The sequence below is a fragment of the Parasphingomonas zepuensis genome (assembly GCF_036663735.1).
GTDB lineage: Bacteria > Pseudomonadota > Alphaproteobacteria > Sphingomonadales > Sphingomonadaceae > Sphingomonas.
In genome coordinates this window covers 573,110-594,134 of record NZ_JAXOJO010000002.1, presented here as the reverse complement: position 1 = coordinate 594,134, position 21,025 = coordinate 573,110, and the positions used below count along the sequence as shown (strand labels likewise).

General features: G+C 64.1%; 15 protein-coding genes. 9 read left to right on the top strand and 6 right to left on the bottom strand.

Annotation, left to right across the window (positions count from 1 at the left end; translation table 11 throughout):
• Positions 1–114 precede the first annotated feature (114 nt).
• Positions 115–2,319, top strand: a complete 2,205-nt coding sequence (locus U1769_RS09100) for a TonB-dependent receptor (RefSeq protein ID WP_332714905.1) — start codon at positions 115–117, stop codon at positions 2,317–2,319.
• Complete coding sequence (locus tag U1769_RS09095) at positions 2,319–3,404, top strand: PepSY-associated TM helix domain-containing protein (protein WP_332714903.1); 1,086 nt, start codon at positions 2,319–2,321, stop codon at positions 3,402–3,404. Before U1769_RS09100 ends, U1769_RS09095 begins: the two co-directional genes overlap by 1 nt.
• On the opposite strand, the gene U1769_RS09090 is transcribed toward U1769_RS09095, so the two are convergent.
• The gene (locus U1769_RS09090) at positions 3,405–5,021 is read right to left on the bottom strand and encodes a phytoene desaturase family protein (protein ID WP_332714901.1); all 1,617 of its coding nucleotides are present in this window, start codon (positions 5,019–5,021) and stop codon (positions 3,405–3,407) included. It lies immediately after the preceding gene.
• A 97-nt stretch (positions 5,022–5,118) separates the two neighbouring features.
• The gene (locus tag U1769_RS09085; RefSeq protein ID WP_332714899.1) at positions 5,119–6,303 is read right to left on the bottom strand and encodes an aromatic ring-hydroxylating oxygenase subunit alpha; all 1,185 of its coding nucleotides are present in this window, start codon (positions 6,301–6,303) and stop codon (positions 5,119–5,121) included.
• 107 nt (positions 6,304–6,410) lie between these two features.
• Here U1769_RS09085 and betI point away from each other — a divergent pair, with 107 nt between their 5' ends.
• Together betI and U1769_RS09075 are read left to right on the top strand one after the other, a co-directional pair.
• Positions 6,411–7,013 (top strand): transcriptional regulator BetI, encoded by a 603-nt coding sequence (betI, locus tag U1769_RS09080; protein ID WP_332714897.1) that lies wholly within the window; start codon positions 6,411–6,413, stop codon positions 7,011–7,013.
• Positions 7,014–7,398: 385 nt separating this feature from the next.
• Positions 7,399–9,534, top strand: a complete 2,136-nt coding sequence (locus tag U1769_RS09075) for a TonB-dependent siderophore receptor (RefSeq protein WP_332714895.1) — start codon at positions 7,399–7,401, stop codon at positions 9,532–9,534.
• Positions 9,535–9,661: 127 nt separating this feature from the next.
• Here the strand turns inward: U1769_RS09075 and U1769_RS09070 are convergent, their stop codons facing one another.
• Positions 9,662–10,276, bottom strand: coding sequence for a hypothetical protein (locus tag U1769_RS09070; RefSeq protein ID WP_332714893.1), 615 nt, complete (start codon positions 10,274–10,276; stop codon positions 9,662–9,664).
• Positions 10,277–10,746: 470 nt separating this feature from the next.
• Positions 10,747–11,412: an O-methyltransferase gene (locus U1769_RS09065; protein ID WP_332714891.1), complete on the bottom strand. Its 666-nt coding sequence runs from the start codon at positions 11,410–11,412 to the stop codon at positions 10,747–10,749.
• A 90-nt stretch (positions 11,413–11,502) separates the two neighbouring features.
• Here U1769_RS09065 and U1769_RS09060 point away from each other — a divergent pair, with 90 nt between their 5' ends.
• From U1769_RS09060 to U1769_RS09050, 3 genes are all read left to right on the top strand, one after another.
• A complete protein-coding gene (locus tag U1769_RS09060) occupies positions 11,503–12,183 on the top strand; it encodes a TetR/AcrR family transcriptional regulator (RefSeq protein WP_332714889.1) in 681 nt (226 codons plus the stop codon).
• Positions 12,184–12,454: 271 nt separating this feature from the next.
• Positions 12,455–14,014 (top strand): SulP family inorganic anion transporter, encoded by a 1,560-nt coding sequence (locus U1769_RS09055; protein ID WP_332714887.1) that lies wholly within the window; start codon positions 12,455–12,457, stop codon positions 14,012–14,014.
• A complete protein-coding gene (locus U1769_RS09050; RefSeq protein ID WP_332714885.1) occupies positions 14,011–14,691 on the top strand; it encodes a carbonic anhydrase in 681 nt (226 codons plus the stop codon). The genes U1769_RS09055 and U1769_RS09050 overlap by 4 nt, the downstream gene beginning before the upstream one ends.
• A gap of 175 nt (positions 14,692–14,866) precedes the next feature.
• Here the strand turns inward: U1769_RS09050 and U1769_RS09045 are convergent, their stop codons facing one another.
• Together U1769_RS09045 and U1769_RS09040 are read right to left on the bottom strand one after the other, a co-directional pair.
• On the bottom strand, positions 14,867–16,840 hold the full coding sequence (locus U1769_RS09045) for a glycoside hydrolase family 127 protein (RefSeq protein WP_332714883.1): 1,974 nt from the start codon (positions 16,838–16,840) through the stop codon (positions 14,867–14,869).
• Positions 16,841–16,877: 37 nt separating this feature from the next.
• On the bottom strand, positions 16,878–18,272 hold the full coding sequence (locus U1769_RS09040) for a M20/M25/M40 family metallo-hydrolase (protein ID WP_443030337.1): 1,395 nt from the start codon (positions 18,270–18,272) through the stop codon (positions 16,878–16,880).
• A 125-nt stretch (positions 18,273–18,397) separates the two neighbouring features.
• Between U1769_RS09040 and U1769_RS09035 the strand changes: the two genes are divergently transcribed.
• Positions 18,398–18,901 (top strand): homogentisate 1,2-dioxygenase, encoded by a 504-nt coding sequence (locus tag U1769_RS09035; protein ID WP_332714879.1) that lies wholly within the window; start codon positions 18,398–18,400, stop codon positions 18,899–18,901.
• Between the two features lie 36 nt (positions 18,902–18,937).
• Entirely contained in the window at positions 18,938–20,986 is a 2,049-nt protein-coding gene (locus U1769_RS09030) for an NAD(+) synthase (RefSeq protein WP_332714877.1), read from the top strand.
• Positions 20,987–21,025 lie beyond the last annotated feature (39 nt).

Genomic DNA, 21,025 nt, shown 5'->3' with positions numbered 1-21,025 from the left:
TTTCGGGGCGCTATGCGGCGCCGATCCGTTATTGCGAGTGACTTGCATTATTGAATCCTCCCTGCTAGCCGGCCCGAGTCCGCGGCGTGTGGCCGGACGGGCGAGGGAAATATCATGCCGCTTCACCTGCCCTTCTCGCTGCCCTTAGTCGCGCTTGCACTCGCCGCGCCCTTTGCCCCAGCTCAAGCGCAGGAGACGGCACGGCCGGCCGATGAGACCGATGCAGCAGCGGAAGCGCCCGGCGAGATCATCGTCACGGCCGCGCGCACCGTGCTGCCGCCCAATGCCCTGCCGCTGACGATCGACCTGATCGACAAGGCGACGCTCGACCAGCAGATTTCCATCTCGGGCTCGATAACGGACGCGGTCGCCAACCTGACCCCGTCCTTCTCCCCGACGCGGCAGAAACTCTCCGGCGCCGGCGAGACCTTGCGGGGACGCTCGCCGCTCTATGCGATCAACGGCATCCCGCAATCGACACCGATGCGCGACGGCAGCCGCGACGGATTCACCATCGACGGCTTTTTCGTCGACCGGGTCGAGCTGATCTATGGCTCGAACGCGCTCCAGGGGATCGGCGGCACCGGCGGTATCGTCAACCAGGTGACGGTCGGCGCACCGCGCAAGGAAGGGTTCAGCGGCCGCGCGCTGCTCCAGGCCAATGCGGACAATGATTTCAGCGGCGACGGCATGGGCGGCAAGGCCGCCGGCCTCGTCCAGTACAAGATCGGGCGGTTCGATGCGACTTTCGGGGCCGCATATGAGAAGCGCGGCGTCTTCCGTGACGGCGATGGCCGCCGGATCGGCCTGAACCTGACTCAGGGCGAGTCGCAGGATTCCCGGACTCTTTCCCTGTTCTCGCGGCTTGGCTACCAGGTCGGCGAGACCGGCCGGATCGACCTGATTGCGAGCCGTTTCGAACTGAAGGGCGACGGAGACTATGTCGCGATCCCCGGCAACCGGCTGACCGGCCTGCCCACCAGCGCGGTGCGAGGCGACCCGCCGGGCCTATCCGCCGCCAGCCGCACCGAGAGCGTCGCGCTTTCCTATACCGACACCTCACTCTGGGGCGGCAACTTCATCAGCCAGGTCTTCTTCAACCGCAGCCGCGATACTTTTGGCGGGGAGATAGCGCCGATCCCGACCTTCCAGGACCCCAAGCTCGATCCGACGTTGAAGCTTTTCGATCAATCGCAGAACCGGTCGCGCAAGATCGGGGCGAAGATATCCTATGAGCGTGCCGTCCCCGGCCTAGAGGCCCTGACGCTGACCGCTGGCGTCGACGCCCTGTCGGACAATACCGCGCAGTTGCTCATCGCGACCAACCGCGTCTGGGTACCGCCAAGCCAGTTCCGCAGCATCGCGCCGTTCGGCCAGGCGAACCTCAAGCTGTTCGATGGCGTATTGCGCCTCGCCGGCGGTGCGCGCTGGGAAAATGTGCAGATCAAGGTCGACGACTATCACACCCTCGCCTCGACCACTTTTGTCGCCCCAAACACCGCAACCTACGGCGGCGTCGCGGTTTCCGGCGGCAAGCCGCGTTTCAGCGATCTGCTGGTCAATGGCGGCGTGGTGTTCGAGCCGTTGAAGGGCGTCCGCGCCTATATGAGCTATGCCCAGGGCTTCACCGTTCCGGACATCGGCCGCATTACCCGCGCAGTGAACAAGCCCAATCAGGATATCGATACCTATGTCGATATCCAGCCGATCGTCTCCAACAACCGCGAGATCGGCGTGGAAGTGAAGCGCGGGCTGTTCGACGCATCGGCCACCTATTTCTGGTCCTCGAGCGACAAGGGCCAGTTGCTCATCGCCAATCCTGGCGGCATCTTCGACGTGCAGCGCCAGCGGGTCGAGATCAAGGGGCTCGAGATCAACCTGGGCGTCCAGCTGCCGATCAAGGGCGTGCGCGTGTCGGCGGGCTATGCCCATCTCGACGGGCGTTATGACGCAAGCAAGGTGCCGGACGGCAAGGTCGATACCGACCTCGACGGCACCAATATCTCGCCCGACCGCCTGAACCTGGCCGTCAATTACGCCAAGGGGCCGCTGTCGATACGGGCCCAGACCCAATTATACGTGTCGCGCACCTTCCAGGGCCTTGTGCGCGATCCGGGCAACGATTTTGGCGGTTATACGCTGACCGATGCCTATGTCCGCTACGAGACCGGCCTTGGCGGCATCACGCTCAGCGTGTCGAACCTCTTCGACAGACACTATATCGACTATAGCAGCGATACCCGCCTCCCCACCGACAATCTCAGCTATTTTGCCGGGCGCGGGCGGTCCTTCACCTTGGGCTGGGACAAGCGCTTCTGATGAAGTGGCTCGACCTGATCCATCGCTGGACCGGCGGCATCATCGGCCTGGTGCTGGCGATCATGGGCCTGACCGGCGCGATCCTCGTCCACAAGGATAGCTGGATTGCCCTGCCCCATGCCGGCGATCAGCGCATCGCCGATCCGGCCCTGATCGCGGCGACGACGGAGAAGCTGCTGACGGCCAATCCGAAGGCGCAGGGCATCATCTATGCCAGCGACAGCTTCGGGCTCGACCAGCTGCGCCTTGCCAAGGGCGCGGGCGCCTATGCCGACCAGGCGGGCAATGTCGTGCTCCGCTGGTCGAGCCAGTGGGAACGGCCGGAGCTGTGGATCTTCGATCTCCACCATCACCTGTTCACCGGCGATGTGGGCGAGACGGTGATCGGCGTAGCCGGGCTGGCCGCGATCCTGTTCGTCGTGACGGGCACGATCCTGTGGTGGCGGACGCGGCGCAGCTTCAAGTTCCGCCTCTGGCCCAAGCGGCTGAGCCGGCCGGCGATCGTGATGCACCATCGCGACCTGGGTATCGTCATGGCACCGCTGCTGCTGCTCTCGGCGGTGACGGGGACGATGATGATCTTCAAGCCGTTCGCGGGGATTGTGCTCGCACCGTTCGGTTCGCCCAGGACGATGGCCGCGGCAATGGCGCCGCCCAAGGTGAAGAGCGGCCCCCTGTCGGCGGCGCCCGACTGGCGCGCCATCATCCGCGCCGCCCATCAGCGCTTTCCCGACGCGCAGATCCGAATCCTCACCCTGCCGCGCAAGGCCGGCGATCCGATCTCGATCCGCATGAAGCGGGCCGCTGAATGGCTGCCCAACGGCCGGTCGGTGCTGTGGTTCGACGCGGCCGATGGGCATCTGCTCGCCTCGAAAGACGCCCTGACGATGCCGATGGTCGCGCAGGTCTTCAATGGCGCCTATCCGCTTCATGCCGCCAAGGTTGGCGGCCTAGCCTACCGGTTGCTGCTCACCCTTTCGGGGCTGGCAATGGCGATGCTCGGCAGCCTGACGGTCTGGACCTTCTGGTTCAAGCGACCCAAGCCCCGGCCGGCACCGGTTCGCCCGCGCCCGATCCCAGCCTGATCAGGCACGCTTGCGGAACAGGCGACCCAGCACCGAGCGATCGGCCAGTATCTCGTGCGCGGCATTGTGCCCCGGCGCGCCGGTCACGCCGCCGCCGGGATGGGTGCCGGCACCGCACATATAGAGGCCGGCGATCGGCGCGCGGTAGTCGCCATGCCCGAGTACCGGCCGCGCCGCCCAGAGCTGATCGAGCGACATATGGCCATGCATGATGTCCCCGCCGATCAGCCCGAACTTGCGCTCCAGATCGAGCGGCGAATGGATCTGCCGCGCGATCACCGCGCCCTTGAAGTTGGGCGCGTGCTGCGTGACCGTATCGATGATCAGGTCCGCTGCCTTTTCGCGCTCGTCGTCCCAGCTCCGCCCGTCGGGCAGCACGGGTGCGAATTGCTGGCAGAACAGGCTGGCGATGTGCATCCCCGGCGGCGCGAGGCTGTCGTCGATCGAGGTGGGGATCTTCATCTCGACGATCGGCGCATCGGACCAGCCCTTCGCCTTCGCATCAGTGAACGCCTTGTCCATATAGTCGAGCGTCGGCGCGATGATGATGCCGCAGGTGTGATGCTCGGCCACGTCCTTGCCCGGCAGCACGCGGAAATCGGGTAGTTCGGACAGCGCGACGTTCATCCGGAACGTGCCCGACCCGGTCTTGAAGTGATCCATGCGCCGGGCGAATTCCGGTGTCATGTCGGCGCGGTCGACCAGTTGGCGGTAAAGCAGCGCCGGGCCGACATTGGCGGCGACGATATCGGCCGCGATCTCCTCGCCGCTTTCCAGCCGCACGCCTACGGCGCGGTTGCCGTCAACGAGGACCCTGGCAACGGGCGCCTCCAGGCTGATCTCGACGCCCAGCTCAGTGCACGCCTCCGCCATGAACTGGGTGATCGCGCCCATGCCGCCGACGCTGTGGCCCCAGGCGCCCTTCTTGCCGTTCACTTCGCCGAACACATGGTGGAGCAGCACATAGGCGCTGCCCGGCGTATCGACGCTGGCATAATTGCCGACCACCGCGTCGAAGCCGAACGCCGCCTTCACATGCTCATTCTCGAACCAGCCGTCGAGAAAGTCGCGCGCCGACTTGACGAACAGGTCCATCACGTCGCGCTGCGCCTCGATCGACAGGCCCGCCAGCCGCTTGCCCTGCGCCGCCGCCGCGATCAACGCGCGGATGCCGCCGCCGGCATTGGGCGGGGTCTTCAGCGCCATGTCGCGCAGCACCTCGGCGACGCGTTCGAGCGCTTCCTCATAAGCCGGGAAGGTCTCGGCATCCTTCGCCGAATAGCGCGCGAACTCGGCCTGGGTGCGCGCGGCGCCGCCGCCAAGCTTGAGATAGCCATTCTCGTGCGGGAAGAAGTTGGAGATGGTCCGCTCGATGATCCGCCAGCCGCGCTCGTGCAGCCGCATGTCGCGTATCACCTTGGGGCGGAGCAGGCTGACCGTATAGCTAGCCGTGGAGTTGCGGAACCCGGGATGGAATTCCTCGGTGACGGCCGCCCCGCCGACGACGTCGCGGCGCTCGAGGATGCGCACCTTGAGCCCGGCGCGCGCGAGATAGAAGGCGCAGACCAGGCCGTTATGCCCGCCGCCGATGATGAGCGCGTCGTATTTCTTCGTCATTCAACCAACCGATCGTTTCGAGCGAAGTCGATAAAGCGCGTCATGCGCCTCCGTGGCCGTGTCTCGACTTCGCTCGACACGAACGGTGCGGGGATCGTCAGTCCACCGGGCGCGGCCGCTTGCTCCACCCGGCAGGCGGCGCGCGGTGCAGCCGTGCTTCCGGGATCAACCCGCGGATTTTCTTCGCGAAACTGCGCAGGCACACTTCGCTCGCGCCGATCGGCCCGGCGGTGTAGCTGTGCGAGGCCATGCCCTGCTGCACGCGCGTGATCAGCCAGGTATCCTCGGCGTTGACCGTGCGGTTGATCCGCCAATTGGCATAGCGCACCAGCTTCATCTCGCGGCGGTCATCCGGCAGCGCGAACACCATCTCGCGCAGCACCGACACGGTCGGTGACAGCGGCAGCCACTGCATGAAATCGACCTGGTCCGGGTAGATGTCGAAGGCCATGTTCGGCCACAGCTTGTAGTAGAGCCACAGCTTCTGCTGTGCTTCCGGCAGATGGTCGGCGCGGGGCAGATGCGCCTGGTACAGCCGCTCCCACCGGTCGTTCGACGGCTTGTCCGCCAGATAGCCGGACATCTTGTCGACCCAGGGCTGGGCCTCGATCGCATAGCTCCTGCCGAACAGCCGGGTCAGCCCGGCATGCGCCACCGGGATGTGGAGATTGTCGGAATAATTGTCCCCGACATTCTTCCAGTTCACCGCCCGCTCGCGCAGCCGCACCGGGCTGAGCGTGCGCATCTCCTCGAAACGATAGGGCGCGATCTCCGCTTCGTACGGCGCCATCATCCCGGCGACCGACGGCCCGCCATTGTCTTCGAGACGAACGAACACGAAGCCGTTCCAGATTTCGACATCGACGGGCGCGAGCCCATTCTGCGCCATGTCGAGCGCCGGATAATCGGCCTTCATCGGGACGCCGGTCAGCCGTCCGTCGAGCTCATAGGCCCAGGCATGGTAGGGACAGACCAGCTTCTTCGCGCATCCCGCCGGCCCCTCGACCAGCCGCATCGCGCGGTGGCGGCAGACATTGGCGAAGGCGCGCACCCTGCCATCCTCGCCGCGCACCGCGATCACGCTTTCGCCAATATAGTCGAGCGTATGGTAATCGCCGGGTTTGGGGATGTCGCTGACATGGCAGACGATCTGCCAGGACGGCCGGATCACCCGCGCCACCTCGACATCGAAATATTCGAGATCGGTATAGAGCCAGCCCGGCAGGCTCCAGTCGGCGTCGGGATCCGGCGCCTCGATCATGTCGGCGAAGCGATGCGCCATACCGGTCTCCGTTGCTTGTTGGACGATCGTATAATAAGGCGATGGGCAATGCAATAGCTCGCCATCCCGGCCTCGTTCCGGCATGACGGCCAGGACGAGGGAGTGGAATGAACAAGCCCGCCTTCACCCGCGCCGAGCCCGATGCGCGCCGCCTCAGCCTGATCGAGGCAACCGCGCGCGTGCTAGCGAGCCATGGCGCGGCGGGGGTTTCGGTACGCACCATCTCGGCCGAGGCGGGTGTGTCGCCCGGGCTGCTCGGCCATTATTTCGAGGGCATCGATGCGCTGATCGCGGCGACCTATGCCCATGTCGACGCTCAGGTCTCCGCCGCCTTCGAAGCCGCGATGGCGGGCGCCGGCCCCGAGCCCCGCGCCCGCCTGCTCGCTCATGTCACCGCCAGCTTTGCCAGGCCGATCGCCGATCCCGGCCTGCTCGCGACCTGGATCGCCTTCTGGAGCCTGGTGAAGAGCAATGAAGACATCGCCCGGCTCCACCGCGATCTCTACGCGGCGTACCGGCGCGACCTCGAAACCCTACTCGCCGCGTGCGGCATGGCGGAGCAGGACCGCCGCCTCGCCGCGATCGGCATCAGCGCGATCGTCGACGGCCTGTGGCTGGAACTCTGCCTCGCGCCCGACGCCTTCACCCCAGCCGAAGCCAGCGCCATCGCCGAGCGCCATATCGACGCGCTGCTTCACATCCAGCTTTGAGAAAGACGCGAGCGGCATATTTCCCGCTACTGCAAACACGGTGGTACGCCGTGCTACGCAACGTTTGAATCGAACGCCCGTCGCCGCACTCTGTTGAGAATGTCATGCTAGTCGCTGACATTTATCGGCTCGGCTTAATCAAGCTATTTCCTTATTTTACATAGAATTATGTCAATCTTCATGTGAACCGCTACTGTCGCGCATGATGTGACCGGCCCGGGACATGGTCGATTGCTATAAAGCTGATGTGGGTCAGTCGGCCGGCTGGAAGAGCGCCTCACTAGGTTGACCGCCCTTAATGCTAACGCGATTGACTCGCATTATAGCTTTCCCCTACGGCCGCTCGACGACCCGACGACCGACGATCCGACTAAGGGGAATTCCAATGAAGCGCTCCCTGCGCCAGGCGCTGTTCGCCAGCGCGATGCTCATTTTGCCGACCGGATCGGCCTTCGCCGCACCCGAACCAGGCGAAGAAACGGCACAGCCGCAGGACAATGGCGACATCATCGTGACCGGCACGCTGGACACGCCCACAACCACAGCGGCCGGCCTGTCGCTCAAGCCCAGGGAAGTGCCGCAATCGGTGACGATCATCGATCGCCAACGGATCCAGGATTTCGCGCTGACCAACGTCAACGACCTGCTCAACCAGGTTATCGGCATCAATGTCGAGCGGGTCGAGACCGACCGGACCTATTTCAATTCGCGCGGCTTCGACATCACCAATTTCCAGGTCGACGGGATCGGCCTCCCTTTGCTCTGGGGCATACAGTTCGGCGATCTCGACACGGCCCTGTTCGAGAATGTCGAGGCGGTCCGCGGCGCCAATGCGATCATGAGCGGCGTCGGCAATCCGTCCGCCACGATCAACTATATCCGCAAGCGTCCGCTGGACTCGCTGAAGGCAAGCGTGACGGGGCAACTCGGCAGTTGGGACCAGAAGCGGATCGAGGCCGATGTTTCGGTGCCGCTGACCGATACGATCGCCGCGCGGCTGATCTTCGCGCACGAGGACCGCGATTCCTATCTCGACTATAATCATGTCAACCGGGAGGTGTACGGCGCACTGGTCAGCTGGAAGATCACGCCGGACCTCACCGCGACGGTCGGCTATTCGCGCCAGGAGAACAAGGCGGACGGCGTGCTGTGGGGGGCGCTGCCGCTCACCTACACCGACGGGACCCGCATCGATTATCCGGTGTCCGCCTCCACCTCGGCGGACTGGACCTATTGGAACGTCACCGATCAGAGCGTCTTCACCGAGCTGAACTATGCCTTTGGCGGGGGCTGGTCAGCCAAGGGCGTGCTCACTTACAAACGCTTCGAGGAGCATGCGAAACTCCTTTATGCCTATGGCTATCCGGACAAGGCGACGGGGCTCGGCGTCGGCGGCATGGTGGGCATCTATCCCTCCACCTATGACCAGTATCTGGGCGACTTCTACGCCTCGGGCCCGGTCCACCTGTTCGGCCGCGATCACCAGCTTGCGTTCGGCGTCTCCACGTCGCGCCAGGACGCGCTCGAATGGGAGAATTTCTCCGAGGACGCGATCGCCTATCCGGCGGTGCAGGACTGGGGCCGGGTCCAGGTCGCGGAACCCAGCTATCCCGGCGAGGATCTTGCCGCCGATTATAGCGACAGGCTGACCCGCGCTTATGGCGCCGCGCACATCAATTTCAGCGACAGGCTGAAGGGCGTCATCGGCGCCAGCGCGATGTGGATCAAATCGACCGGCACGTCCTACGGCACAGATCAGTCGCGCGACGACAGCGGCGTCAGCCCCTATGTAGGCGCGGTCTATGACGTGACGCCCAACGTCTCGCTCTATGCGAGCTATACCGGCATCTTCAATCCGCAGATCGAAGTGGACGCGAACAACCGCAAGCTCGATCCGGCCAAGGGCACCAGCATCGAGGGCGGCATCAAGAGCAGCTGGTTCGGCGGCCGGCTCTACGCCACGGCCTCACTGTTCCGGGCCAAGCAGAAGGGTCTGGCGCTCGCGGCAGGCACGTTCGGAGAGGACGAGGCGGGCCAGCCCGGCGACACCTTCTACGAAGGCGTCGACACCACCTCCAAGGGTTTCGAGCTCGAGCTGGCCGGCAAGATCACCGACAATTGGGCGTTGAGCGGCGGCTATACGGGCCTTGAGATCAAGGACCAGGCCGGCGACAAGACGCGTACCTTCCTGCCGACCAAGTCGCTCAAGCTCGCGACCACCTATGTCGTGCCGCAGCTCAACGACCTGAAGCTCGGCGCCCAGCTGCGCTGGCAGAACCAGATCAGCTATGCCGATCCCTATGTACAGGATTACGGCGTCGTCACCGGCGACGTGATCCTGAAACAAAAGGGATATGCGGTGGTCGATCTGATGGCCGGCATCCGGCTGCTCGATCGGGTGCGCGCGACCGTCAACGTCCGCAATGTCGGCGACAGGAAGTATCTGGGCAGCCTGATGTGGGGTCAGGCCTTTTATGCCGCGCCGCGCAGCGCGACCGTCGCCCTCAACTTCGCCTACTGACCGCGACGTACCGACCGTGGCCGTTTTGAGGAGCAGTAGGTCGATCGGCTCGGGCAGCTTCGACGGTTCGATTTTGCGGGTAATGAGTCGTGCGATTCAAGCGACCGAGCTGTTTGCCATGCTCAGGTCAGTCCTTGAGCCGCCCCGCGAGTTTAAGCGCCACCAAGACGATAAGCGCGCCGCCGGTTGCAAGCGCTACCGCGAGAACGGACGCCTCGTGAGCCACGCGCCATGAGGCCGGCAAAAGCTCGACACGCGCTTCGAGGAACATCAACAGCGCGCCGGCCGGGAGTATCCACAGCCAGTGCCGCCAGTCCATTCGATAGCCGCGCCTAACCGCCTCATGCCTCTGGAGCGCGGCCACCGTCGGGCGTCGCGCTACCGCCGCCCACAGGTCCCGCCGGAACCTCCATTGCCGAAACTTGTGCCCGCACAGAATGACAAGCCAGATCAGCAATGAGGCGGGGACGGCTGGCGCCAATATCGGCATCCTGAGCGCGACGAGGAGAACGCCAAACAGCAGCGCGAGCAGGAATGAAGCCGTAACAGCCGGTTTCATGGATCTTGTGGCGCTGTCCACCAACAGATCATAGTCGCGTATCGCCTGCAGGCCGTCCGTTTCCGGTATCAGCCGTCCCTCCGCGGCAGGCGCGGGCGAATAGACGAGGCCGATCTTCTCGAGCCGGAACTGCCGCCGGAACGCGGCTTTGGCGTCGTTGCCGGCTGCAGTACGGGTATACATGTCCCGAAAATAGGGGCGTTCACTTAACGATCTGAAAACGGAGCTCGTCGCGCGTAAAGAGCGAGAGTGCCCTTCCTTCATCGCCTGCCCGCCGAGTGCGCATGGGGTTTGACGGTCTGTGCTTGAAGTGTGTCTTGCGGTTGACGCCTTCATGCAGAGCGCGGCCATCGCCATATCGACGCGCTGCTTCAGATCCAGCCATGAGAAAGACGCGAGGGGATGCTTCCCGTCGCCGCAATTATGTTGATACCCCCAACAGCGCAGTGTTTGAATCGAAGACCAGCATCGCGCTTCTGTCGAGAATGTCATGCAGGTTGCTGACATTTTCCGCCCTAAGCCGTCTTAGATATTATTATTATATTTCATATATATACATCGTTTTCACAGTTCATCCGGCGGCTGACGGAATGTCAGCCGCCGGATGACGTGCCGGTTAAACGCGCCGTGGCTTCCGGTCACCTCCGGACACCTCAACCGAGCCGGATCGACAGCTCGACATCGTCCGTGAACGACATCGACCAATAGCCGTTCTCGGCCGAGCTGACGCGTTCGAGATAGTCGGGGCAATAATCGGTGTTGTCAGCGATGATCACCGCGCCCGGCCGCAGGCGGCTCTCGACCAGCGCAAGCACGTCCATGTACAGCGACTTGGCGCCGTCGAGCAGCAGCAGGTCGATCGTGTCGGGCAGGTCCGACGCCAGAGTCTCCAGCGCGTCGCCTTCGCGGCACTCGACCAGATCGGACAGGCCGCCGGCAGCGAGATTCTCCCGGGCCCTGGCCAGCTTTGAAGGTTCGAATTCGCTGGTGATGAGGCGACCGCCGCCATTTTCGCGCAACGCGGCCGCCAGGTGCAGAGTCGAGAGGCCGAACGAGGTGCCGAACTCGATAATGGACCGCGCATTGCCTGCGCGGGCCAGCAGGTACAGCAACTTGCCGGTCTCGCGCGAGATCGGCAGCGCGAAGTCCTTCAGATCGGCATAGAGTTCGCGATAGCCAGTCTTGCTCGCCATGAGCCGGTGGCGTTCCTCGCCCGACAGGGAAGCGAAGGCGGGGCTCGCCAGCGGAGAGGCGGCGTCGGCCTCAGCGAACAGCCGGTCAAGCAGCGGCGCGACAGGCGCGCTGGTCAGAATTGTCATCGATTTTCTCCAGTTTCGAGCGGGTATTTGCTCGCCGGTAGAAATACGACTAGTTCGTCAGCTTTCCTATTCGCATTGGGCGAACCGCAGATGACGATCCGACGAAGCGCCCGTGTTTCCTTGCTTAAACAGCCCAAACAGGCGCGCTCCAACGACCTTGTCGCGGCGATTCTCGATGCGGCTGTTCAGGTTTTGACGGCGGAGGGGACGCAGCGATTCACCACCGCCCGGGTTGCCGAGCGCGCCGGGGTGAGCGTCGGTTCGCTCTATCAATATTTTCCCAACAAGGCCGCGATCCTGTTCCGCCTGCAGAGCGACGAATGGCGGGCGACCAGCGACCTGCTGCGGACTATCCTGGAGGATCCCGAAAAGCCGCCGCTCGAACGCCTGCGCCGGCTGACGCATGTCTTCATCCGATCGGAATGCGAGGAGGCGCAGATTCGCGGCGCGCTCAACGATGCGGCGCCACTATACCGCGACGCGCCCGAGGCAATCGACACCCGCGCGGCCAGTGCGCAAATCTTCCAGTCGTTCCTGCGCGAGGCCCTGCCGGATGCCACCGAGGCGGTGCGATCGCTGGCTGGCGACCTGATCGAGACGATTTTAAGCGAAGTGGGCAGCAGCTTTTCGGCGACACCGCGCACGGCCGACGAGATCGACGCCTATGCGGGAGCACTTGCGGATATGCTGTGCGCGTATCTGGAGCGGTTGATGGAGGTCCCGGTCCTTGATCCCGCGCCGCGTCAATCCACCGCGCTCGCCCCCGGCTGAGACCTCGCTACGGTCCGGGACATTTTGGGGCCCGGGCAGGCTGATGCGAAACACCGCGCCAGGCAAAAACACGAAAGCGACGAGCAGGAGTCGAGCGGAATTGTTGCTGAAACGAGAGCATGGCAGCCTTGATATGGCAGGCGTGTAATGATTGATTGCTGCGCTGCAATGAAGGGAACAGCGCAGCAAATTCGACGTCTAAGGACCCGAAGGTAGCCCGCCAATCCGGCAGCGGCACCGAATCCGAGGTCCGATTTTGTCGCTACCGCTATTGAAGACCCTGCGCGCCGATTTTCCTGCATCGATCGTCGTGTTCCTGGTCGCCCTGCCACTCTGTCTCGGCGTTGCCCTCGCCTCCGGGGCGCCGCTCTTTGCAGGCGTGATCGCCGGCATCGTCGGTGGCGTCGTCGTCGGCGCCTTATCGAAATCACCCTTGTCGGTCAGCGGCCCCGCCGCCGGCCTTACGGTGATCGTCTTCACCGCGATCGAACGGCTGCCGTCCTTCGAGGCATTTCTGCTCGCGGTGATGCTGGCCGGCATAATCCAGGTCGCGCTCGCCGCGACCCGTTCCGGCATTGCCGCCGAATTCGTCCCCTCGTCGGTGATCACCGGCATGCTGGCGGCGATCGGTGTGATCCTGATCCTCAAGCAGGTGCCGCACGCGCTTGGCTATGACGGCGATTTCGAGGGCAGCTTCGAATTCGTTCAGGCCGATGGCCGCAATACTTTCTCGGCGATCATAACCGCCATCCGTGAACATCTGTCACCAGGTGCGATCGTGATCGCGCTGGCCAGCCTTGCCTTCCTGTTCTGGTGGGACAAGGCACGCCCCAAGGACGGTCCGTTGCGCTTCGTGCCCGGGCCACTCGTCGTGGTGCTGATCGGTGTCGGCGGCAACGCACTGCTCGGCCTGATCAAGCCGAACTGGCAATTGAGTGCGTCGCACCTCGTACAGGTTCCCGTCGCCAAGAGCTTCGGCGAGTTCACGTCCTTCTTCGCCACGCCCGATTTCTCGCAGATCGGCAACGGCGCGGTGTGGACGATCGCGCTGACGCTGGCGATCGTCGCCAGTCTTGAATCGTTGCTCAGCGTGAAGGCAATCGACGAGCTCGATCCGCAGCGCCGCACCACGCCCAAGAACTGGGAAATGATGGCGCAGGGCGGCGGCAACATCGTCTCCGGCCTGATCGGCGGCCTGCCGATCACGTCGGTGATCGTGCGCTCCTCGGCGAATGTCGATGCCGGCGCGCAGAGCAAGGTCTCGACGATCCTGCACGGCACATGGCTGTTGCTCAGCGTCGCGCTGATCCCGTTCCTGCTCAACCTGATCCCGCTTGCCGCGCTTGCCGCGGTGCTGATCGCGACCGGCTACAAGCTGACCAAGCCCAAGCTGTTCACCGAGCGCTACAAGCAGGGCTGGACTCAGTTCGTGCCGTTCGTCGTCACGATCGTCGCCATCCTGTTCACCGATCTGCTGATCGGCATTGTCATCGGCCTGGTCGTCGGCTTCATCTTCGTCGTGGCGCGCAATTTCCGCTCGGCAATCACCTTCGTCTGCGATGACGGCGACTGCCTGATCCGCGCCCGGCGCAATTTGTACTTCATCCATAAGTACGAGCTGCAGAAGGAGCTGAACAAGGTTCCGGACAATGCCAGTCTGCTGATCGATCTGTCGTCCACCAGCTATGTCGATCTCGACAATGTCGACGTCATCAACGCCTTCATCAAGGGCGCGGGCTATCGCGGCATCACCGTCACGGTGCGCGGCGACATCGCCGAGCGCAGCGCGCCGCTGATCAACGCACCGACTTCGGGAATCCGTTTCGCATGAAGAACTACAAGCAATTGCTGCTCGCCAACCGCGCCTGGGCGATCGAACTGGTCGAAGAGAAACCCGACTTTTTCGCGCGCCAGACGCAAGGCCAGAAGCCGGAATTCCTGTGGATCGGCTGTTCCGACAGCCGCGTCAGCCCGGAACAGATGACCATGACTCCGCCCGGCGGCATGTTCCTTCATCGCAACATCGCCAATCTGGTCAATCACGACGATCTCAACCTGATGTCGGTGCTGCAATATGCCGTCACCGTACTGGGCGTGAAGCATCTGATCGTGTGCGGTCATTATGGCTGCGGCGGGGTCAAGGCAGCGCTCGACGGCGGCACGACGGGGCCCGTGGATACGTGGCTGCAGACCGCGCGTGACGTTGCCAGCGACCATTGGGAGGAGCTGGGCAACCAGCAAACGCCAGAAGCCAAGCTCAACCGCTTCGTCGAGTTCAACGTGCGCGATCAGCTCGTCAATCTCGCGCGCACGGCCACCGTGCAGGACGCGTTCGCCAGGAAACAGGATCTGTGGCTGCACGGCTGGGTCTACGACATTCGCGACGGCCGCATCAAACCGCTGATGGAGATCGACCGCGATACGACGCTGGAGGCAGTGCCGCATCCCCGGCGCGTGCTGCTCACCGACGACGAACTCAACGGTGCCCCGCAGACGGCGGACTATTGAGGATGGCCGCCGGCCGAAAACCACGGCTGGACTGGCACGCCTGAGCGGCAAGCGCATCCTGACCCGGCAACGACCGCAAGATCGAGCGTTATGTCACGCCATGGCAGGACGCGAGGATCATGCGCTGAACGAGGTGGCTGAAATCGCTCCCCCGGCATGACAGCGTCACCGCAGCTCAAGCCGGGTTTCGGATTCCGTCCGGCCCGACTTGCCAATAGGTCGCATATCGTTCGTGGGCGATACGGTAATATGGGATCAGCCGAACCGGTCTCCCCTGTTCCGAAGCAATCGTGAACTCCAATGGCTTGTTGCTGGCTCGAATGCTTTTTGCGAGCGCCTGCGGATTCCCGGCAAGCGTTGGCGCCGTGAAGGGCGAATCATTGTAGCTGCCATATTTGCGTTCGTTCACGACGATGTCGGAGCCGGCAGCCAATGCCTCCTTCCCGAACGCTCCGGCCAGTACCAATGGGCCATAGGTGAAGGCGACGATATCGGGAGCCGCAGGTGTGGTTTCGGCCGATGCCGCCATGACCAGCCTCAGGTCGATCTGGTCGTCGTTATTCCAGCTGCGCGTCAGATCGATATAGCTGCCGGGACGGGACGATAATGCTGCCTCGACGCCGTTGACCAGGACAGTCGCGGTACGGCTCCAGCCGGGATGGCGCAGCTTCAGGGTGAATTGCGTCGGCCGGAGCAGCTTCAAATGCAATTTTGTGGTCGCTGCGTCGGGGAAGGTGGTCATCTGGGTAAGAACCACCCCCTTTTCCTTCCACCGCACCGAGGATGGCACAAAAAGGTTCACATAGAGCGCCTGGCCGTCCCTGAAGTAAATCGAGTCCCTGTACTTGACGTGATTCTCCATGCCCGTTCCGGTGCAACACCAGAAGGAATCCTCGGGCGTATGGTAGAGCTTTATGTATCCGGGACGAGCGCCCTGGAAATAGGTCGCCATTCCCGAATCAGGATCCTGAGACGCCAAAATGCCATTGTAGAGCGTGCGTTCGTAATAATCGGCATAGTCGGCCCGGGGTTCGTGCAGGAACAGCGCACGGGTTAGTTTCAGCATATTGTGCTGGCAGCACGTTTCGGACCCCTTGGCGGAGAAGGCATGCTTGCCGAAGTCCGCCATCGCGAAAAAATGTTCGTTGTCGCCATGTCCGCCGGTGGCAAACGAGCGCGTGAGCGCCACCGTCCTCCAGAAGAACGCCGCGGCATCGTGATATTTCGCGTCGCCGCTCGCTTCGTAGACGCGCTGAAAACCGACGATCTTGGGAACCTGGGTGTTGGCGTGGAGCCCGTCGAGATGGTCACGCCCCCTGGCAAGCGGCTCCATGATGGCCTTGTGCGAAAAACGTTCGGCGACCGTGAGATATTCGGCCTTGCCGGTCATGAAATACAGATCGGCGTAGATTTCGTTCATGCCGCCATGTTCCGTATCGAGCATGGTCTCGAATTCGGCGTCCGTCAGCGGACGGGTGGCGACCACGCCCCAATCCGCCAGCCGCAACAGCACCGCTCGCGACGCCTCGCTGTCCGCGAGCAAGGCGGCGTCGCGGAGGCCGGCATAGACTTTATGCAGCGTGTACCATGGGACGCCGGTAATCTTATCCCCGCGCAGGTGCGCCGAGACCAGGGCTGCGCCTTTGGGAAACGCGCAGACCAGGCCGGAGCCGGCCGCCTCCTGACACGCCGCGAGTTCGCCGGCGATATACTCGATGCGCTGCTTGAATCGCTCTTCACCGGTCGAGCGGTACGCAAGCGCGCACGCCGAGAGATAATGCCCGAGGGTATGCCCGTGGCAGTTGATTTCCTCCCAGATCGCCTCGGACTCCCAGCCGCCATAGACCGGGGCTTTCGGCTCCAGGCCGGCGTTCGAGCGGAAATTGTGCAGCATCCGGTCCGGCTGCAGCTTCAGGAGATATTTTTCCGTCATTTGCTGAGCGTGGAGGAAAGGCCCGTCCTCCAGCGTCACGTCCGCCATGTCGAAGGGTTGCAGCTTGGCAACGGGCCGGACCGCACGCTGCTGCGGCGGCGTCGCCGCGCCTTGCGATTGGGCCGCGCCAGTCCAACCCGCAGCCAGCGCACCAATGCCAACATTGGCGAGAAACTGACGACGTGAATGACGGCCCCGCTCAGCCTGAATAGCCATGGCGAAAATCTCCTGCGACGTGACCGGACCCGCCCTGTTATTTCGACAGATCGGTGAACAGCGACAGATAATAGGTGATGCCCGGCGCGATGTTCGACACCAGAGCCCGCTCGTTCAGGCCATGGCTGAAATCGTCCGAATCCTTGCCGAAGGTCGGGCTTGCACCATAGCTGGCCACACCCCGCGAGCGGAACCACATGCTGTCGCTCGCGCCCGAGGACATGCTCGGGAATACCGGCACGCCGGGATAGACCGATTTCATCGCCTTGTTGACCGCCGCAACGAAATCGGGCCGCATGGGCGATGCGTCATTGGCGATCGAACCCTCGGTCACATCCTTGAACGTGACGGCGGGATCGGCCGCGACCTTCTGCAGTTCGGCCATGATGTCGGCCGGCTTGTGCCCCGGAAAGATGCGGCAGTTGATGTTGGCGGTCGCGCGCTGTGGCAGCGCGTTTTCGGCATGGCCGCCCTTGATCATGGTCGAGACGCAGGTCGTGCCGATCTTGCCGATTGTCGCGGGATTGGCGGTGAGCGTCGCGATCGCGGCCTTGTCGGCCGGGTTGGCGGCGAAGGCGCGCATCGCCGCGGCGGTTTCGGCATCCTCATATTTCGCCGCCTCGACGAAATAGGCGCGCGTCACGTCGCTCACCTCCGGCTTGAGCTGATAATCGCCGATCCGCACCAGCGCCGCCGACAGCTGGTTGATCGCGTTCACCTTGCGCGGCGCCGAGCTGTGGCCACCGGGATTCGTCACGGTGAGCTCGAAGTCGGCATAGGTCTTCTCGGCACCCTGCCAGGTCCACAGCACCGGCTTGCCGGTCGTCTCGTCGAGCAGCCCGCCGCCGCCATCGATGTTGAGCACGATCTCGGCATTGGAGAGCTTGTCGGCGATGAGCCGCGACGTCTTCATCACCGTTTCCTCGTCGCCCGAGAATTCGATGACGATGTCGCGCCGCGGTTTGTAGCCGGAGCGCTTCAACTCGATCAGCGCGGCGATCGCCATCGTGCCGTCAAGCTTCATGTCGCTGGCGCCGCGGCCGAACAGATAGCCATTCTCGACGACGGCGGTGAACGGATCGCGCTGCCAGTCGGCCGGGTTGGCAGCGACCACATCCATATGGCCCGAGATCACCAGCGGCTTCGCCGTCGGATCCGATCCGCGCCAGCGCCCTATCAGATAGGCGGTGTCATCGACCGGGGTTATCTCCACATCGGCGTCGGCGAACCCGCCCGCCACCAGCGCCGCCTTGTACAGCGCCGCCACCTGGGGCGTCTGGTTGCCAGGGCCGCGCACCGAGCGCAGCGCGATGGCCTGTTTGGCGAGATCGAGCGCCTGTGCCTCCGCCTTGGGATGCGCCACGGTCTTTGCCGTCGCCCCGGTTCCGAAGAGGAAGGCAGTCCCGATCGCCAGTGCCGTCAACGCCCGCATCTTCTTCATCGCTCGACTCCAATTACCTGAAACACTTGCGTAACGCTGGGGCCTTAGCCGTCAAGCGGATGGCGGCATGCCGCGGGGCGCGCTATGCCGTGAGTGGATCGATCGAGAGGTGACGGATGAGACTTGCTCCCCTGATCGCGCTGGCCATGATCGGCGCCATACCCTCCAACGCCGCAGCACAGGAGGCCACTTGCCCCGTCCTGCCGCTGGAACTCGCCGGCTGGGCATCGCCCTCGCCGGTCGTCGCCGCAACGACGGCGGCAGATCTGCCCCGGGCGATCGTGACCATCGGCCGGCGCGCCGATCTGGCGCTTTCGCCGAGCGCGAAGATCGTCTTCGCCGTTGCGCCGGGCAAGGCCCCGGCCGCGACCACCAACAGCGGCATGGCCGGCTTCACCGTCGCGGCCGCCGGCACCTATCGCGTGGCGCTCGGCACCGCCGCGTGGATCACCATCGCGAAGGATGGCGCCGTGCTGCAATCGGTCGCGCACAAGCACGGACTGGGCTGCGCCGGGGTACGCAAGATGGTCGATTTCACGCTGACGCCCGGCGCCTATGTGCTGCAGATCGAGGGTGCGCCCGCCACGGTCGCGGCCGTGCTGATCGCGCGGCTACCCTGATGCAATGCTGACGAAACGTCGCTAAGCGCTTTTGCCATGGCGAAAGCGCATCCTTTCTATTCGATCCACAGCCATGAGCTGATCCGCGCGGGCGCCTGCACCCCGCGCGCGACCGTCGGCGATCCGGCAGCCAACGCCGCGGCGACGATCGCGCTGGCAAAGGATGGGCACAAGCGCGGCGCGGACCTGCTGGTATTTCCGGAACTCAACATCAGCTCCTACGCGATCGACGATCTTCACCTGCAGGACGCGCTGCAGACGGCAACGCAGGATGCGCTGGCGGCAGTCGTCGCGGCCAGCGCGAAGCTTCGCCCGGTCCTGCTGGTCGGTGCGGCGTTGCCCCGCAACGGGCGGCTCTACAATTGTGCCGTCGTCATCGCGCGCGGCCGGGTGCTCGGCGTCGTGCCCAAGACTTTCCTGCCCAATTACCGCGAATATTACGAGAAACGCTGGTTCGCCAGCGGCGCCGGCCTGAGCGGCGAGATCGCGGTCGCGGGCCAGACGGCGCCGTTCGGCCCGGACCTGGTCTTCGCGGCGAGCGACCTGCCCCATTTCATATTCCATGCGGAGATCTGCGAGGATTTCTGGGCCCCTACCCCGCCCTCCACGATGGGTGCACTGGCCGGCGCGCTGATCTGCTGCAACCTATCCGCCTCCAACATCGTCGTCGGCAAGGCGCGCGAGCGGGCGCTGCTCTGCGCGTCGCAAAGCGCGCGCGCGATGTGCGCCTATGTCTTCTCCGCCGCCGGGCCGGGCGAAAGCACCACCGATCTCTCCTGGGACGGCCAGGGCATGATCCATGAGCTTGGCGAATTGCTGGCCGAATCGGAGCGCTTTCCGCAGCAAGCGGGCATGATCGTCGCCGATGTCGATTGCGGACGGTTGCGCCAGGAACGGATGCGCACCGGCACGTTCAACGATTCAGCTTTGGTAGCCGGCCATCCCGAAACGCGGTTTCGCCGCATCGCGTTCGACCACAAACCCGATTTCGCCGATGTCGGGCTGGTGCGCGAGTTGCGCCGCTTCCCGTTCGTGCCCAACACGCCCGAGAAGCTGGATGCCGATTGCTTCGAGGCGTTCAACATCCAGGTCGAAGGCCTGTTGAAGCGGATCGAGGCGACCGGGGTCGAGCGGCTGGTGATCGGCGTCTCGGGCGGGCTCGATTCAACGCATGCGCTGATCGTCGCGGCCAAGGCGATGGACCGGCTGGGCAAGCCGCGCAGCCATATCCTCGGCTTCACCATGCCGGGCTTCGCGACGAGCGACCATACCAAGGCCAATGCCTGGGCATTGATGCACGCGCTCGGCGTCGACGGCGACGAGATCGATATCCGCCCCGCCGCCACGCAGATGCTCACCGACATGGACCACCCGTTCGGCCGCGGCGAGCCAGTCTATGACGTGACCTTCGAGAACGTCCAGGCGGGCCTGCGCACCGATTATCTGTTTCGCCTCGCCAACCAGCGCAACGGCATCGTGGTCGGCACCGGCGATCTGTCCGAACTGGCGCTTGGCTGGTGCACCTACGGCGTCGGCGACCAGATGAGCCATTATGCGGTCAACGCCGGCGTGCCCAAGACGCTGATCCAGTTCCTGATCCGCTGGTGCATTCGCACCGACCAATATGACCGCGACACCGACGCCATCCTCGAGGCGATCCTCGCGACCGAAATCTCACCCGAGCTGGTCCCGGCCGGTGCCGACGGCGCGATGCAGAGCACCGAGGCGCGTATCGGCCCATATGAGCTCAACGATTTCTTCCTGCATTATGTCGTGCGCCACGGCATGGCGCCGTCGAAGATCGCCTTCCTGGCGCTGAACGCCTGGCGCGACGCGAAGGCCGGCCGCTGGCCACGCGATTTCCCACGCGCCGGCCGCCACCATTACGATCTGCCGACGATTCGCGGCTGGCTGGAGAAATTCCTCGTCCGCTTCTTCGTGACGAGCCAGTTCAAGCGCTCGGCAATCCCGAACGGGCCCAAGGTCTCGGCCGGCGGCGCACTGTCCCCGCGCGGTGACTGGCGCGCGCCATCGGACGGGACCGCGAAGCCCTGGCTCGACGAACTGGCGAAGAACCTGCCGTAACGTCCGTTCCTTCGGGGAGCGAGTCGACAGCAAGGGGAA